The organism is Saccharopolyspora sp. NPDC049426, from assembly GCF_040676935.1.
Classification (GTDB): Bacteria; Actinomycetota; Actinomycetes; order Mycobacteriales; family Pseudonocardiaceae; genus Saccharopolyspora.
The window spans coordinates 516,177-531,718 of sequence record NZ_JBFAPZ010000002.1 but is presented as its reverse complement, the minus strand read 5'-3'; the positions used below and the strand labels follow the sequence as shown (position 1 = coordinate 531,718).

Genomic DNA, 15,542 nt, shown 5'->3' with positions numbered 1-15,542 from the left:
CCTCTCGGTGGTGCCTACCCCGTTCGGGGTTCGGCGGTGCTCGAACGTTCCAGGAACTCCGCCGCCACGCGCACCTGGCGCGGACCGGGCGGCAGCTTCTGCCTCATCCGCGCGTGCACCAGATCCACCGAGTGCAGCGCGAGCATGTCGATGGGCTGGCGGACGGCGGTCAGCGGCGGTCGGATCAGCTCGGTCCACGGGTTGTCGTCGAAGACCACGACCGACAAGTCCTCCGGGATGGACACCCGGCCCTGCGCGAGCATCCGCAGCACGACCCGCACCTGAGCGGTGTTGGCGACGACCACCGCTGTCGGTGGTTCGTCCAACGCGAGCATCTGGGCCATCACGTCGGCGCCGCTCTCCCCCCGGAACGGCACCGGCCGCACCAACCGGTCGTCGCGGACGACGCCGCGTTCGGCCAAGGCCCGTTCGTAACCGCGGACGCGCTCGATGCCGGTGGTGGTGTCCAGCGGCCCGGGGACGAGCCCGATGCGCCGGTGACCGCGGTCGAGGAGATGGCCGGTCGCGGTGGCCGCCGATTCGGCGTTCTCGATGCTGACGACGTCGACCTGGTCGAGACCTTCGATGGCCCGGTCGACGAAGACCACGGGCATCTCCAGGTTCGCGAGCTTCTCCCAGTGCTCGACGTTGTGACCGGTCGGCGTGCCGATCACGCCGCCGACCGAGCGGTCCAGCAGGGTGCGCAGGGCCTGCTCCTCCAGGTGCGGGTCCTCCTGCGTGGTCATCAGCACGACCTGCAGCTCGCGGGAACGGGCTTCGGCGACGACGCGGTCGGCCAGGCGGGCGAAGAACGGGTTCGCGAGGTCGGCGAGCAGCAGCCCGATGGTGTCGGGTCGATCCTGGCTCAGCTGGCGGGCGGCGGCCTTCGGCCGGTAGCCGAGCTGCTCGATCGCCGCCAGCACCTGAGCGCGCTTGGTCGGCGCCACCGGGCCGGTGTCGTTGAGGACGCGCGACACCACGGACACCGACACGCCCGCGTGTGCCGCGACGTCTCGAATGGTGGCCGCCTTCTTCATCGCGTCTCCTCTCCGGACTGCGTCGGACCCTAATCGACGGCTGGTTGGAGTGATCGGGGCGTTGACGCCGCTGAAACCGCAGTGGTACAAAACTGGAACCGTTACCACATGATACCAGCTGGGAGTTTCCGGTGAACTTGCACGATTTGCTGCTGGCCCGCGAGAACGACGGCAAGCCGATTCGCGTCGGTGTCATCGGCGCCGGCCGGTACGGGACGATGTTCCTCGCCCAGGTCCGGAACACCCCGGGCATCCGGGTCGCGGCCATCGCCGACATCAACCTGGACCGGGCTCGGCAAGCGCTCAAGCTGATCGACTGGCCGCAGGACGCGGTCACCGACGACGTGGACGAAGCGTGCTCCGCCGACCGCACGGCCGTGGTCGCCGACGCCACCGCGCTCTTCCGCGGGGACATCGACGTGATCGTGGAGGCCACCGGGAATCCCATCGCCGGTGCCTCACATGCCTTGCGCGCCTTCGACTCCGGCCAGCACGTGATCATGGTGACGGTCGAGGGCGACGCGCTCGCCGGCCCGGCACTGGCCAAGCGGGCGGCCGAACGCGGGCTGGTGTACTCGATGGCCTACGGCGACCAGCCCGCGCTGATCATGGAACTGGTGGATTGGGCACGCACCTCGGGCTTCGACGTGGTGTGCGCGGGCAAGGGCGCCAAGTACCTCCCCCACTACCACGAGATGAACCCCGACAACGTCTGGGAGCACTGGGAGTTCTCCCAGGAGCTCACCGATTCCGGCCAGCTCAACCCCTACATGCACACCGCGTTCCGGGATGGCACGAAGGCCGCCATCGAGATGGCGGCCGTCGCCAACGCAGCGGGACTGACTCCCTCGGACGAAGGACTCACGTTCACCCCCGGGGACCTCGAGGAGATCGCCACCGTCTGCCGCCCGAAGGCGGTCGGCGGCGTGCTCGCGCACGAGGGCTCGGTGGACGTGATGTCGAGCGTGACCCGCGAGGGCGAGTGGATTCCGCACAACACCCAGGAAGGCGTGTTCGTCGTGGTCAAAGCCACCAACGACTACGTCTCCGGCTGCTTCGCCGAATACCCGTGGCACCCGGACCCGTCCCAGAACTACGCCGCGCTCTACCGCCCCTACCACTACGTCGGTCTCGAACTGGGGATCTCCATCGCCAACGCCGTGCTGCGCGGCATTCCGACCGGCGCGCCCAAGGGGTTCTACGGCGACGTGGTCGCCACCGCGAAGAAGGACCTGCGCGCCGGTGAGGAGCTCGACGGCGAGGGCGGCTACTCGGTGTGGGGCAAGCTCGTCTCGGCACGCGCGTCGGTGGAACGCGGCGCGCTGCCGATCGCGCTGGCCCACCACGTGAGGCTGCGCCGCGACATCCCGAAGGGCGCCACCCCGACCCTCGACGACGTCGAACTCGACGAGCGGTTCGACCAGGTGCTGGAGCTGCGCGGGGAGACCGTGGAGCTGCTCCGCCGATGATTCCGTCCGATGGGGTGTCGTTGCTCGGGCTCGGCCCGATGGGTGAACCGATGGCGGCCAACCTGATCCGCGAACTGGGCTCGCTGACGGTGTGGAACCGGACGCCCGAACGCGCTGAGCGGGTCGTCTCGCTCGGCGCCCGGCAGGCCACGTCGCCCGCCGAGGCCGCCGGCGCTGTCGTGCTCACCGTGCTTCCGGACCTGCCGCAGATCGAGGCGCTGCTGCCCGGGACCGACGGGCTGCTGGCCGGGTGGCGCACCAACGGGGTCGAACGCCCGGTGCTGGTCGTGCACGGCACCGTGTCTCCGGTGGCGGTGCGGGAGTTCGCCTCCCGCCTCGCCTCCGAGCACGGGGTGCGGGTGGTGGACGCTCCGATGAGCGGCGGCGTCCCCGGAGCCGAACGCGGCGCGCTGAGCTTGATGGTCGGCGGCGATCAGCCCACCGTCGAAGCCCTGCGGCCGGTGTTCGACGCCGTGGCGCGGACAGCGGTGCGGATGGGCGAGGCGGGATCCGGCCAACTCGCCAAGGCGTGCAACCAGATCGTGGTGGCGGGAACCATCGCCGCGCTCTGCGAGGCGTTGACCCTGGCAGAGCGGCACGGCTTGTCCCGGGCCGACCTGCTGACCGCGCTGGGCGACGGCCTGGCCGGGTCGGAGGTGCTGCGGCAGAAGTCCGAGCGCTGGCTGACCGGGGACTACAGCGGTGGCGGGAGCGCCCGCAACCAGCTCAAGGACCTCGTCTTCGCCCGCGACGCGGCGGAGGACGCCGGAGCTCCCTCCGACGTCGTCGACCTGGTCCTCTCCCAGTTCGACAGCATGGTCCGCGCCGGCGACGGCGACCTCGACCACTCCGGCCTGCTCAGGACGATCACCCACCCCTGACCACGCCAGGACACCGGCCCTCCCGCGAGGTGGTCTGGCGCGCCTGCGACGACCCGTGACCGGATTTCAGTGGAAATCAGAACCCCGACTTCAGTGGAGTTCAGAACCCCGATTTCAGTGGAAGTCCGTCCACGATTTCCACTGAAATCCGGTGGGTGGGGTGCGGGGGCGCAGCCGCGGGCGGGTCAGGGGGTGTAGAAGTCGGGGCGTTCGGCGAGGTCCACTTCTGCTCTGGTGCCGGTGGTTTGGGCCTCCACGCCTGCTTCGCAGGCTGCTGCGGCGGCGTAGCCGTCCCAGGTGGTGGCTGCGTTGGGGTCGATGCCGCCACGGTGGGCAGCATCGGCCCAGCGCTGGAACTCCCGGTCGAAGGCGGCGCCGAAGCGGTCGCGGAAGTCGTCGCTGATCGTGCCGCCCCAGTGGCCCGAGCGGTGCACGAGAGGGCCGCCGTCCGCGCCGATGAGGGCGGTGCCCCGCTCACCGACGGCCTCGCAGCGGACCTGGTAGCCGAAGCCGCAGTTGACGAAGATCTCGACGTCGACCAGTGCGCCGCCGGTGGTTTCGATGGTGACCATCTGCGGGTCCAGCAGCCCGTCCGGGGCCGCCGAGCTCGACTTCGGAGCGCGGACGGTGACCGCCGTGATCTCGCTGCCGAGCAGCCAGCGGGCCGTGTCGAACTCGTGCACCACCGAGTCGTAGATCATCATCTCGCTGGTGAATCCGGGCGGGGTGGCCGCGTTGCGGTGCACGCAGTGCAACATCAGCGGTGCGCCCAGCTCGCCGGCGTCGAGCAGCCGTTTGAGCTGTGCGTACTCGGCGTCGAAGCGGCGCATGAACCCGACCTGCACGAGGTGCTTTCCGCGCGCCTCCTCGGCTTCCACCACGCGCAGCGAGGACTTCGCGTCGGGTGTCAGCGGCTTCTCGCACAGCACCGGCACACCGCGTTCGATGGCCGCGAGCAGCAGCGGCTCGTGCGCGGAGCCGGGCGAGGCGATCACCAGGGCGTCCACGGCGGAGTCGTCGATCACCTCGAAGGCGTCGGCCGTGGCGCGGGCGCCGAAACCACCCGCGACCTGCTGCGCCCGGTCGAGGTCGGGATCGGCGATCGCCGCCAGCCGCACTCCGCTGATGCGTTCGTGGAGCCGGAGCGCGTGGTCGGCACCCATCCTGCCCGCGCCGATGAGCCCGACGCGAAGTTGCTGTTCCTGCACGGGAAATTCCCTTCCTCTGATGTCTTTCAGCGCTTGAGCTCGCGGGTGATCCGGTCGAGCATGAACTTCGACGACTCCACGGCGCGGTCCTCCCACGCGAACACGCATGCCGTGGCGATCCCGTCGAAGTTCAACTCGCGGAGCGTGGCGAAGAAGGCGTCCCAGTCGACTTCCCCCTGGCCGACGTCCAGGTGCTGGTGGATGCGCGCAGGAGTGCCGGGCGGGTTGAGGATGTAGCGCAGCCCGGAGGACGCCTTGTGGTTGAAGGTGTCGGCGATGTGCACGTGGGTGAGCTTGTCGCCGGCGTAGCGCAGCATCGCGGGGATGTCAGCGCCGGTGTCCTCGCCGGAGAGGTGGAAGGTGTGCGGCGCGCAGTACAGGTAGTTCACCCACGGCTCGTTGATCGCCCGCACCAGGTCCACCGCAGGGGCGTTGACCTCGCAGAAGTCGTCGGGGTGGGCCTCCAGGTTCAGCGCGATTCCCTCGCGCTCGAACACCGGCAGCAGCTCCTCCATCGATCGCCAGAACGCGGCCTCGCTCTCGGCGGGGAGTTCGGGGCGTCCGTTGAACTCGGAGTTCATCTGGGTGCAGCCGAGTTCGGCGGTCACCTCGATCATGCGCTTCCAGTAGCGCACCGCCGCCTGGCGCTCGGTCTCGTCGGGACCGGACCAGCGGTAGAGCGGCAGCACGCTGGCCAGCTGCACACCGGTCTCGCGCAGCGCCGACTTGAGCTCGGCGACCCGCTCGTCATCGGCGCGCGGGTGCACGAAGAAGGGCATGAAGTCGTCCCGCGGGGACAGCTCGATGTGCTCGTACCCGATCTCGGCCACGGTGCGCACCATCTCCCCGATCGGGAGCGTGCGGAACATGTGCGGATCGATTGCGATCTTCATGACGGGTCCTCAGTGGAGTTTCAGGAGTAGCGGACGCGCAGCTCGGTTTCCAGTGTTTCCAGCGACTTCCCACGCGTCTCCGGGACGAACTTGGCCACGAACGCGATGGCGAGCACGCCGACGGCGACGAACACCAGGAACGTGGTGGCGATGCCCAGCGCGTCGACCAGGATCGGGAAGGTCAGTCCCACGGTGAAGTTCGCCGCCCACAGCATCAGGCTCGCCAGACCGAAGGCGAAACCGCGCATCTTCAGCGGGAAGATCTCCGAGAGCATCAGCCAGGTGACCGGCGAGGTCGCGCCCTGCTGGAACGCCAGGAACGTCACGGTCAGCGCCAGCACCAGCACGCCGCGCAGCAGCCCTTCGGGCACCGTCATCGACACCAGCGCGACCAGCAGCAGGGCGATCGCCGTGCCCGCCTGACCGACCAGCAGCATGGGCCTGCGGTTGACCCGGCCGAGCAGGTAGATGCCCACGAACGTGGCCAGCACCGAGATGACGCCGTTGGCGATGTTGGCGACGATGGCCCCGTTGGCGGAGAAACCGGAGCTCTTCAGGATCTGCGTGCCGTAGTACATGATCGTGTTCACGCCGCTGACCTGCTGCACGACGGCGATGCCGATCCCGACGATCAGCAGCCGCCGCACCCACGGCACCTTCAGGTCGGCCCAGCCCCCGGCGCGCTGCTGCTGGTCCTGCTCCGCGAGCCGCTGCACCTCGGCGAGCTCGGACTCCGCGCGCTGCGCGGTGCGGACCTGCCGCAGCACCTCCAGGGCCTCGCCGAGACGGCCCCGGGAGGCCAGCCAGCGAGGGCTCTCGGGCATCACGAGCATGCCGAACCACAGCACCACGGCGGGCAACGAGGCGATGACCAGCATGTATCGCCAGACGTGCGCGGATTCGCCGAGCGCCCCGGCGATCGCGGCGTTGAAGGTGAAGGCCGCGAGCTGGCCGCTGACGATCATCAGCTCGTTCTGCGTGACCAACCGGCCCCGCCGCTCGGCGGGCGAGACCTCGGCGAGATAGGTCGGCACGGTCACCGAGGCACCGCCGACGGCTAAGCCGAGCACGAAGCGGGCGATGACCATGATCGTGGCGCTGGGCGCGAACGTGCAGGCCAGAGCGCCGACGAGGAAGATCCCCGCGAGCCAGAGGATGGTGCGCCGGCGGCCTCGCGCGTCGGCCAGCCTGCCGGCGACGAAAGCGCCGATCGCCGCGCCGAACAGCAGCGAGCTGGTGACCAGTCCCTCGGTGAGCGGGGTCAGCCCCAGGTCCTCCTGCATGTAGGGCAGGGCGCCGTTGATGACGCCGGTGTCGTAGCCGAACAGCAGTCCGCCGAAGGTCGCCACGACGGTGATGACCTTCAACCTGCGGGACTGGGGACCGGTTCTCGGTTCGGCGGGGGCGGGCACGTCACTGTGCACTTCGGACATTCGTACGGTCTCCTTCGTGGTGCGCTCTGCGGGCGCGCTGCGGATCCCCAGGGGTGGTGGTCACCGGGTCTGCGGGCGCCGGGTTCCGCTCAGGCCGCATGCGCCGAGGTATTCCCGGGTGCGCACGGCGATGGGCAGCGGCACGTCCGGTGCGCACGGGTAGAGGTCCTGCTCCACGATCACGAACAGCTCCGCGTCCAAGGTGGACAGCTCGCGCACGATCTCGCCCGGGTCGGGCACACCGGCCGGGGGTTCGACGCACACGCCGCGCTTGACGGCCTCGCCGAACGACAGGTCCTCGGCGGAGACCTGCGCGAGCACGTCGGGGTCCATCTGCTTGATGTGCACGTAGCCGATGCGCTCGGCGAAGCGCCGGATCAGGTCGAGGTTGTCGCCGCCGCCGTAGGCCACGTGCCCGGTGTCCAGGCAGAGGTTGGCGTAGCGGGAGTCGGTGGCGTCCAGGAAGCGCTCGATCTCCGGCTGGGTCTGGACGTGGCTGTCGGCGTGCGGGTGCAGGCACAGCCGGACGTCGTGCTCCTCCAGCAGGATCTTGCCGAGCTCGTTGGCGGCCGACCCGAGCGCGCGCCACTGGTCGGCGCTCAGCTGGGGGGATTCGGTGAAGGCCCCGGTCTTCTCGTCCCGGAACATCGGCGGGATGAACACCAGGTGGTGCGCGCCGACGGCGGCGGTCAGCTCGGCGACCTTGCCGACCTCGGCGAGCATCCGCTCCCACTCCTCCGGCCGGTGCAGCGCGCCGAAGGTCGTGCCGCCGGAGACCTGCAGACCCCGCGAGCCGACCTCGTCGGCGAGCCGCTGCGGGTCCAGCGGCAGGTACCCGGGCGGGCCGAGCTCCAGCCAGCCGTAGCCGGATTCGACGAGCTCGTCGAGGAAGCGCGTGTAGGGAACCTGGTGCTCGTCCTCGGGGAACCACACGCCCCACGAGTCGGGCGCCGAGCCCAGGCAGAGATTTCCCGCCACGGTGCGCGGGGCGGTCTCGGACGTCGTGGTCATCGAACCCTCCTCGGTTCCCGGCGTGCCCGCCGGTGGGTGTCGATCGCCGGAATCGGCGAGAAGTCGGCCCTGGCGCGCCGACTAGCGCGCTCTAGTCCCGAACACTATGTTGGCGGTCACATCAATATGTCAAGACGTTCTGCCAAAGTCATCTGCGGTGGGGATGAGGAAGGATCGGCGACGTGATCGACGACTCCACACGCCCTGACGGCACCAACGGTCGCCGGCCGACCATGGCCGACGTCGCCCGCGCCGCAGGGGTTTCCCGCGCGCTGGTCTCGCTGGTGTTCCGCAACAAGCCCGGAGCGGGCGAGGAGACCAGGCAGCGCGTGCTGCAGGCCGCGGACCGGCTCGGCTACCAGCCGGACACCGCGGCCCGGATGCTGGCCAGCCACCGCAGCCGCACGCTCGGCGTGATGCTCACCGTGCACCAGCCGTTCCAGGCCGACCTCGTCGAGGTGATCTACCCGGAGGCCGAGCGGCTCGGCTACGAGGTGCTGCTGTCGGCCACCGCACCGTCGCGCGACGAGCGGAAGGCGGTGGAGGCTCTGCTCAGCCACCGCTGCGAGGCGCTGATCCTGCTCGGGCCGCGCGCCGAGGCGGACCTGCTCGACGAGCTGGGTCGGCGGGCCGTGGTCACCGCGATCAACGCGCGCGAGGAGGCGACCCGGATCGACAACGTGCGCACCGCCGACGAAGCGGGGATGCGGCAGGCCGTCGATCACCTCGTCGACCTGGGCCATCGCGAGCTCGTGCACGTCGACGGCGGCGACGAGCCCGGATCAGCCGGGCGCCGCGAGGCCTACCTGCGCGCGATGGACGCCCACGGGCTCGGCTCGCGCGCGCGGGTGCTCCCGGGCGCGCACACCGAGCAGGCGGGGCAGGACTCGGCCCGCCGACTGCTCGACGAGGCGGTCCTGCCGACCGCCGTGCTGGCGGGCAACGACCGCTGCGCGCTCGGACTGCTGCGCGTGTTCGCGCTGGCCGGCGTCGACGTCCCCGAGGCGATCTCCATCGTCGGCTACGACGACAGCCACGTCTCGCACCTCGCACCGGTGGCGCTGACCACCATCCGCCAGGACGCCGAGCAGATGGCCCGGCACGCCGTGCGATTGGCGGTCGAGCGCCTGGAGGACGCCTCGCGGAACCCGCAGGAGGTGGTGCTGGACCCCAGGCTGGTGTCCCGGGGCAGCACCGCACCCCCGCGCTGTGCGCTCAAAACCTGTTCCTCAACTCAACGTGCGTGGCGGTGCGGGTAGCGGAACCTGAGACGCCGTCCGGACTCCGTGCGCCACTCCTGATGCATGCCAATGCACGGCGTCGCGGCGTGCTCGCCGGACGACGTCTCAGAACCCGCGGCGGTGCCAGTCGCTGGGGTGGGGCCAGGAGAAGGCGGCTCCGCCGCCTGCAAAGGGCATTTCAGCTGTTGCTGGGGAAGCCGAGGTCGACGCCGCCGTCGCTGGGGTCGGGCCAGCGGGTGGTGATGACCTTGCCCCGGGTGTAGAAGTGCACGCCGTCGTTGCCGTAGATGTGGTGGTCGCCGAACAGCGAGTCCTTCCAGCCGCCGAAGGAGTGGTAGCCCACCGGCACCGGGATCGGCACGTTCACGCCGACCATTCCCGCCCGCACCTCCATCTGGAAGCGTCGGGCCGCGCCGCCGTCGCGGGTGAAGATGGCGGTGCCGTTGCCCCAGCGGGATCGGTTGATCAGCGTCAGCGCCTCCTGGTAGTTCTTTGCCCGCACGACCGCCAGCACCGGGCCGAAGATCTCGTCGGCGTAGACGTCCATCTCCGGGGTGACCTGGTCGACGAGACTGACCCCGGTGAAGAACCCGCCCTCGTGGCCCTCGACGACCAGGCCGGTCCCGTCCACCACGACCTCGGCGCCCTGCTCGCGGGCCCTGGGCACGTAGGAGGCGACCTTGTCGCGGTGCTCCGCGGTGATCAGCGGGCCCATCTCGGACGCCGGGTCGTTGCCCGGTCCGATGGTCAGCGCGCGGGCGCGGTCGGCGATCTTGCCGACGAGCTCGTCGCCGATCGGGTCGACCGCCACGACCACCGACACGGCCATGCAGCGCTCCCCCGCACTGCCGTAAGCGGCGGAAACGGCCGCGTCGGCCGCCTGGTCCAGGTCGGCGTCGGGGAGCACGAGCATGTGGTTCTTCGCTCCGCCCAACGCCTGCACCCGCTTGCCGTGCGCGCCCGCGGTGTCGTGGACGTGCTTGGCGATCGGGGTGGACCCGACGAAGCTCACGGCGTCGACGTCCGGGTGCTCCAGCAGCCGGTCCACCGCGGTCTTGTCGCCGTGCACGACGTTGAGGACGCCGTCCGGAACGCCTGCCTCGTGGGCGAGTTCCACCAGCCGCAGCGTCGCCGACGGGTCCTTCTCGCTGGGCTTGAGCACGAAGGTGTTACCGCAGGCCAGGGCCACCGGGAACATCCACATCGGCACCATCGCCGGGAAGTTGAACGGGGTGATGCCCGCGACGACGCCGACCGGCTGGCGGATCGACTCCACGTCCACGCGGGTCGAGACCTGGGTGGAGGTCTCGCCCTTGAGCAGCTGCGGGATGCCGCAGGCCAGCTCGACGATCTCCAGTCCGCGCGCGATCTCGCCGAGCGCGTCGGAGTGCACCTTGCCGTGCTGGGCGGTGATCAGCTCGGCGATCTCGTCGCGGTGGGCGTTGACCAGCTCGCGGTACTGGAACATCACCTGGGTGCGCTTGGCCAGCGAGGCGGTGCCCCAGCTCTCGAAGGCCTTGGCAGCCGCTGAGACTGCGGTGTCGACTTCGGGGACCGAGGCGAGCGGGACCTGCCCGGTGGCCTCGCCGGTGGCCGGGTCGGTGACCGTGCCATGACGGCCGGAGGTGCCGTCGGCGTGCTTGCCGTCGATGAAGTGCTGGATGGTCTTCACTGCTTCCTCTCACAGGTGGTGTCGGCGCGCGGCTACCTGGTCCTCGTAGCGCTTGCGGGCCTCGCGGGTCGATTCACGGGTGGCGATCTCGGCGACCGGGACGTCCCACCACGCTTCGGGTGGCAGCTGCGCCTTGGCGGGGTCGGTTTCGACGTAGACCGCCGTGGGCCGGGGGTCCTCCCGGGCGTCGCGGAGGGCTCGTCGCAGTTCGTCGTTGGTCTCGGCGCGCAGCACGCGCATGCCGAGGCTCGCCGCGTTGGCGGCCAGGTCCACCGGCAGCGGTTCGCCGGTGAAGGTGCCGTCGCCGGTGCGGTAGCGGTAGGCGGTGCCGAAGCGCTCGCCTCCGACCTTCTCCGAGAGCCCGCCGATGGAGGCGTAGCCGTGGTTCTGCACCAGCACCAGGTTGATCTTGATGCCTTCCTGCACCGCGGTGACCAGCTCGGTCGGCATCATCAGGTAGGTGCCGTCGCCGACCAGCGCGAACACCTCGCGCGAGGGGTCGGCCATGCGGGCGCCGATCGCGGCCGGGATCTCGTAACCCATGCAGGAGTAGCCGTATTCGACGTGGTACTGCTGAGGGTCCTTGGCGCGCCACAGCTTGTTGAGGTCCTCCGGCAGCGAACCGGCCGCGTTGATGACCACGTCCCGTTCCCCGAGGACCTCGTCGAGAACACCGATGACCTCGGCCTGGCCCGGTCGTTCCGCACCGGCGCCGCGCGTGACCGAGTCGATGACCTCGGCCCAGCGGCGAGCACCCGACCTGGCCCGCTCGGCGTGGTCGTCGGCGACGCGGTGCCCGGACAAGGCCTGCGACAGCTGCCGCAGGGTGGTGCGCGCGTCGCCGATGACCGGGGTGGCGGCCTGCTTGTGCGCGTCGATCGAGGCGATGTTGACGTTGACGAACCGCACGTCCGGGTCCGCGAACAGCGTGCGCGACGCCGTGGTGAAGTCCGAGTAGCGGGTGCCGACACCGATGATCAGGTCGGCCTCGCGGGCGAGGTCGTCGGACACCTCGGTGCCGGTGTGCCCGATCGAGCCCATCGCGCACGGGTGGTCGTGGCGCAGCGAACCGCGCCCGGCCTGCGTCTCGGCCACCGGGATGCCCGTGCGCTCGGCGAGGTCGGACAGTTCCCGCTCGGCTCCGCTGTGGTGCACTCCCCCACCTGCGATGATCAGCGGACGGCGCGCTCCCCGGATCGCCTCGACGGCGTCCGACACCGACTCCGGGTCGGCCACCGGGCGGTGCACCCGCCAGACGCGCTCGGCGAAGAACTCCTCCGGCCAGTCGAACGCCTCGGCCTGCACGTCCTGCGGCAGCGCCAGGGTCACCGCGCCGGTCTCCACCGGGTCGGTGAGCACCCGCATCGCCTCCAGCGCGGAGGGGATGAGCGCCTCGGGCCGCCAGATGCGGTCGAAGTAGCGCGAGACCGGACGCAGGCAATCGTTGACCGAAACATCGCGCGCGTGCGGCACTTCCAGCTGCTGCAGGACCGGATCGGCCGGTCGGGTGGCGAACACGTCGCCGGGCAGCAGCAGCACCGGCAGGTGGTTGATGGTGGCCAGCGCCGCGCCGGTGACCAGGTTCGTCGCGCCCGGACCGATGGAGGTGGTGACCGCGTAGGTCGACATCCGGTTGCGCTGCCGGGCGAACCCGACCGCCGCGTGCACCATCGACTGCTCGTTGCGCCCCTGCAGGTAGGGCATCCGGTCGCCGGATTCCAGCAGCGCCTGGCCCACACCGGCGACGTTGCCGTGCCCGAAGATCCCCCAGCACCCTTCGACCAGCCGGTGCCGCACCCCGTCGCGCTCGGTGTGCTGCTGGGCCAGGAACCGCACCAGGGCCTGCGCGACGGTCAGCCTCCGCGTCGTCATCGTGCCTCCACTTCGGACGGAGCCGGGTAGAACGGCAGCCGGGCGTCGACCGGCTGGTCGGCCCAGGTGCCGCGCACCCACGCGTGCGCGGGGTCGTCGCAGATCAGCCAGGCGCGGTCCGGCGAGGGTCCGGCCATGACGTTGAGGTAGTACATGTCGTAGCCGGGCACCGCCATCGACGGTCCGTGCCAGCCGTCCGGGATCAGCACGACGTCGCCGCTGCGCACCTCGGCGAGCACGTCGGTGGCGCTGTCCGGGCCCGACGGGTACACGCGCTGGTAGCCGACACCGGGAGTGCCGTGCGCATCGGCGATCTCGAAGTAGTAGATCTCCTCCAGCCGCGACTCGCCCTCGCGGTCCTCGTCGTGCTTGTGCGGCGGGAACGAGGACCAGTTGCCCGCCGGGGTCAGCACCTCCACCGCGATCAGCCGGTCGGCCTCGAACACGTGCGCCGCGCCGAAGTTGTTGACCTGCCTGCTGGCCTGGCCCGCACCCCGCAGTTCCACCGGCACGCCCGAGGCCGGTCCGTAGCGCGCGGGAAGCCGGTTCTCGCAGCGCGCACCGGTCAGCGCGAACCGCCCGCCGCGGCCGCTCTCGACGCGCACCGAGGCATCCCTGGGCACGTAGGCGAAGTCGGTGACGCCCGCGAAGACGCTCGCACGGCCCGCGAGCTCGAAGACCTCGCCGTCGCAGGACACCGTGCAGGAACCGCTGAGCGGCAGCACGATCCACTCGCTCTCACCGGTGTCGAACTCGCGCGACTCACCGGCCGCCAGCTCCAGCACTCGCAGCGAGGAATACCCCCAGCCGGCCGAGTCCGGGTCGACGAAGGTGCGGTACCCGGCACGCGCGGAATCCCCGTCGGCGAGGTGAAAACCCTTGTTGCTCACCACTTCTCCCTCTCTACAGCAGTGCGACCGCGGCGTCGACCGCGCCCGCGACGTCGTCGTCGTGCGGGTACAGCAGACTCCGGCCCACGACCAGCCCGCGCACGTTGGGCAGCTGCAGCGCCTTGTGCCACCGCTCCTGGGTGGCGGCCGGATCGTCGGGCACCTCGCCGCCCAGCAGCACCGTGGGCAGCGTGGTGGTCTCCAGCGCCCGGCCGATCTCGTCGAGCTCGTCGACCACCGGCACCTTCAGCCAGGTGTAGGCCGAGGTCCCTCCCAGCCCCGAGGCGATCGCGATGGAGCGCGCCACCGCCTCGGCCGAGATGTCGTTGCGCACCTTGCCCTCCACGCGCCGGGACAGGAACGGCTCGACCATCGCGATCAGCCCGCGCTCGGCGAGCTCGTTGATGGCGTTGGCCGCTCCCTGCATGGTGTTCAGCGACCCCGGGTCGTTCAGGTCCAGCCGCAGCAGCAGCTTCCCCGCGTCGAAGCGCATCCGGTGCAGGTCCTCGGCGCGGTGACCGGTGAACCGGTCGTCGAGCTCGAACGCCGAGCCCGCCAGGCCGCCCCGGTTCATCGAGCCGATGACGACCTTGTCCTCCAGCGCGCCGAGCATCAGCAGGTCCTCCAGCACGTCGGCGGTGCCCAGCACCCCGTCCACGCCCGGTCGCTGCAGCGCGGTGCACAGCCGGTCCAGCAGGTCCGCGCGGTTGGCCATCGCCAGCGGATTCCCACCCGCTGCCAGCGCACCGCGCGCGGGGTGGTCGGCGGCGACGATCATCATGCGACCGGACTCGCCGAGCAGCGGCCGTCTCACGCGCAGCGCGGCGGCCTCGGCGATGGCCTCAGGACGCGTCGCGCGCACCTCGAACAGTTCGGTGATGCTCAATGGGGACACCCGGATCTCACTTTCCGCCGTGCTCATGCGCGCAGCGCCGAGCCGGAGTTCGTCGACAGCGTCTCCTCGACCTCGTGCGCGTAGGGCATCGCCGAGGAGCACGCGAGGCGGCCGGCGACCAGGGCGCCGGCCGCGTTGGCGAAGCGCATGGTCCGCTCCAGCGCCCAGCCGTGCAGCAGTCCGTGGCACAGCGCGCCGCCGAAGGCGTCCCCGGCTCCCAGCCCGTTGACGACGTCGACCGGGACCGGTGGCGCCACCGTCCTCTCCTCGCGCGTGCGCGCGAGGACGCCGTTCGGCCCCTGCTTGACCACCGCCAGCACCACGCCGAGCTCCAGCAGCCGCTCGGCGGCCTCCTCCGGGTCACGGGTGCCGACCGCGGTCTCGACCTCGTCGAGGTTGCCGACCGCGACCGTGACGTGGGCGAGCGCCTCCTGGTACCAGCGGCGTGCCTCGGCCTGGTCCGGCCAGAACATCGGTCGCCAGTCCAGGTCGAAGACCGTGGTGCCGCGCTTGGCCCGGTGCCGCAGCGCCGCGAGCGTCGCCGAGCGGCTCGGCTCCTCGGCCAGTCCGGTACCGGTCATCCAGAAGATGCGGGCGTCCTCGATAGCCTGCAGGTCCAGTTCGTCGACGTGGATCTCCAGGTCGGGGGCCTTGGGTCGGCGGTAGAAGTACAGCGGGAAGTCGTCCGGCGGGAACAGCTCGCAGAAGGTGACCGGGGTCTGGTACTGCTCGACGGCGCTCACCCACCGATCGTCGACGTCGAAACCGCGCAGCGCCTGGTGGATGTACTCGCCGAACGGATCGGCCCCGGTCCGGCTGATGACCGCGCTGCGGCGGCCGAGCCGGGCGGCGGCGACGGCCACGTTGGTGGCGGTGCCGCCGAGGTACTTGCCGAACGTCTCCACCTGCGGCAGCGGCACACCGGTCTGCAGCGGGTAGATGTCGACCCCGATCCGGCCGATCGTGATCACGTCGAACCGATCCCTCATGGCAGAAGCCCCTCCAACGGACGCGGCCGCTCGTTGCGGCCGGTGCACGGA

13 protein-coding genes are annotated in these 15,542 nt (G+C 70.7%); 3 read left to right on the top strand and 10 right to left on the bottom strand.

Annotated features, from left to right (window positions below; translation table 11 throughout):
• Positions 1-14 precede the first annotated feature (14 nt).
• Positions 15-1,037, bottom strand: coding sequence for a substrate-binding domain-containing protein (locus AB0J78_RS05680; protein ID WP_363787353.1), 1,023 nt, complete (start codon positions 1,035-1,037; stop codon positions 15-17).
• Between the two features lie 131 nt (positions 1,038-1,168).
• Here AB0J78_RS05680 and AB0J78_RS05675 point away from each other — a divergent pair, with 131 nt between their 5' ends.
• A complete protein-coding gene (locus tag AB0J78_RS05675; RefSeq protein WP_363787351.1) occupies positions 1,169-2,506 on the top strand; it encodes a Gfo/Idh/MocA family oxidoreductase in 1,338 nt (445 codons plus the stop codon).
• Positions 2,503-3,387 carry an NAD(P)-dependent oxidoreductase gene (locus AB0J78_RS05670; protein WP_363787348.1) on the top strand — a complete coding sequence of 295 codons (885 nt, stop codon included), beginning with the start codon at positions 2,503-2,505 and terminating at the stop codon, positions 3,385-3,387. The genes AB0J78_RS05675 and AB0J78_RS05670 overlap by 4 nt, the downstream gene beginning before the upstream one ends.
• Before the next feature lie 185 nt (positions 3,388-3,572).
• Here the strand turns inward: AB0J78_RS05670 and AB0J78_RS05665 are convergent, their stop codons facing one another.
• The 4 genes from AB0J78_RS05665 to AB0J78_RS05650 are packed head-to-tail and all read right to left on the bottom strand — an operon-like array spanning position 3,573 to position 7,932.
• A complete protein-coding gene (locus AB0J78_RS05665; protein WP_363787346.1) occupies positions 3,573-4,595 on the bottom strand; it encodes a Gfo/Idh/MocA family oxidoreductase in 1,023 nt (340 codons plus the stop codon).
• A gap of 26 nt (positions 4,596-4,621) precedes the next feature.
• The gene (locus AB0J78_RS05660) at positions 4,622-5,488 is read right to left on the bottom strand and encodes a sugar phosphate isomerase/epimerase (RefSeq protein ID WP_363787344.1); all 867 of its coding nucleotides are present in this window, start codon (positions 5,486-5,488) and stop codon (positions 4,622-4,624) included.
• Positions 5,489-5,508: 20 nt separating this feature from the next.
• On the bottom strand, positions 5,509-6,921 hold the full coding sequence (locus tag AB0J78_RS05655; RefSeq protein ID WP_363787342.1) for a sugar porter family MFS transporter: 1,413 nt from the start codon (positions 6,919-6,921) through the stop codon (positions 5,509-5,511).
• A 60-nt stretch (positions 6,922-6,981) separates the two neighbouring features.
• The gene (locus AB0J78_RS05650; RefSeq protein ID WP_363787340.1) at positions 6,982-7,932 is read right to left on the bottom strand and encodes a TIM barrel protein; all 951 of its coding nucleotides are present in this window, start codon (positions 7,930-7,932) and stop codon (positions 6,982-6,984) included.
• A gap of 182 nt (positions 7,933-8,114) precedes the next feature.
• Here AB0J78_RS05650 and AB0J78_RS05645 point away from each other — a divergent pair, with 182 nt between their 5' ends.
• Positions 8,115-9,191, top strand: coding sequence for a LacI family DNA-binding transcriptional regulator (locus AB0J78_RS05645; protein WP_363787338.1), 1,077 nt, complete (start codon positions 8,115-8,117; stop codon positions 9,189-9,191).
• Between the two features lie 160 nt (positions 9,192-9,351).
• Here the strand turns inward: AB0J78_RS05645 and AB0J78_RS05640 are convergent, their stop codons facing one another.
• The 5 genes from AB0J78_RS05640 to iolC are packed head-to-tail and all read right to left on the bottom strand — an operon-like array spanning position 9,352 to position 15,491.
• Positions 9,352-10,845, bottom strand: coding sequence for a CoA-acylating methylmalonate-semialdehyde dehydrogenase (locus AB0J78_RS05640; RefSeq protein WP_363787336.1), 1,494 nt, complete (start codon positions 10,843-10,845; stop codon positions 9,352-9,354).
• A gap of 9 nt (positions 10,846-10,854) precedes the next feature.
• A complete protein-coding gene (gene iolD / locus AB0J78_RS05635) occupies positions 10,855-12,717 on the bottom strand; it encodes a 3D-(3,5/4)-trihydroxycyclohexane-1,2-dione acylhydrolase (decyclizing) (protein ID WP_363787334.1) in 1,863 nt (620 codons plus the stop codon).
• Positions 12,714-13,610 (bottom strand): 5-deoxy-glucuronate isomerase, encoded by an 897-nt coding sequence (gene iolB / locus AB0J78_RS05630; RefSeq protein ID WP_363787332.1) that lies wholly within the window; start codon positions 13,608-13,610, stop codon positions 12,714-12,716. Before iolB ends, iolD begins: the two co-directional genes overlap by 4 nt.
• A gap of 10 nt (positions 13,611-13,620) precedes the next feature.
• On the bottom strand, positions 13,621-14,502 hold the full coding sequence (locus AB0J78_RS05625) for a deoxyribose-phosphate aldolase (RefSeq protein WP_363787330.1): 882 nt from the start codon (positions 14,500-14,502) through the stop codon (positions 13,621-13,623).
• Between the two features lie 23 nt (positions 14,503-14,525).
• Positions 14,526-15,491: a 5-dehydro-2-deoxygluconokinase gene (gene iolC, locus AB0J78_RS05620; protein WP_363787328.1), complete on the bottom strand. Its 966-nt coding sequence runs from the start codon at positions 15,489-15,491 to the stop codon at positions 14,526-14,528.
• Positions 15,492-15,542 lie beyond the last annotated feature (51 nt).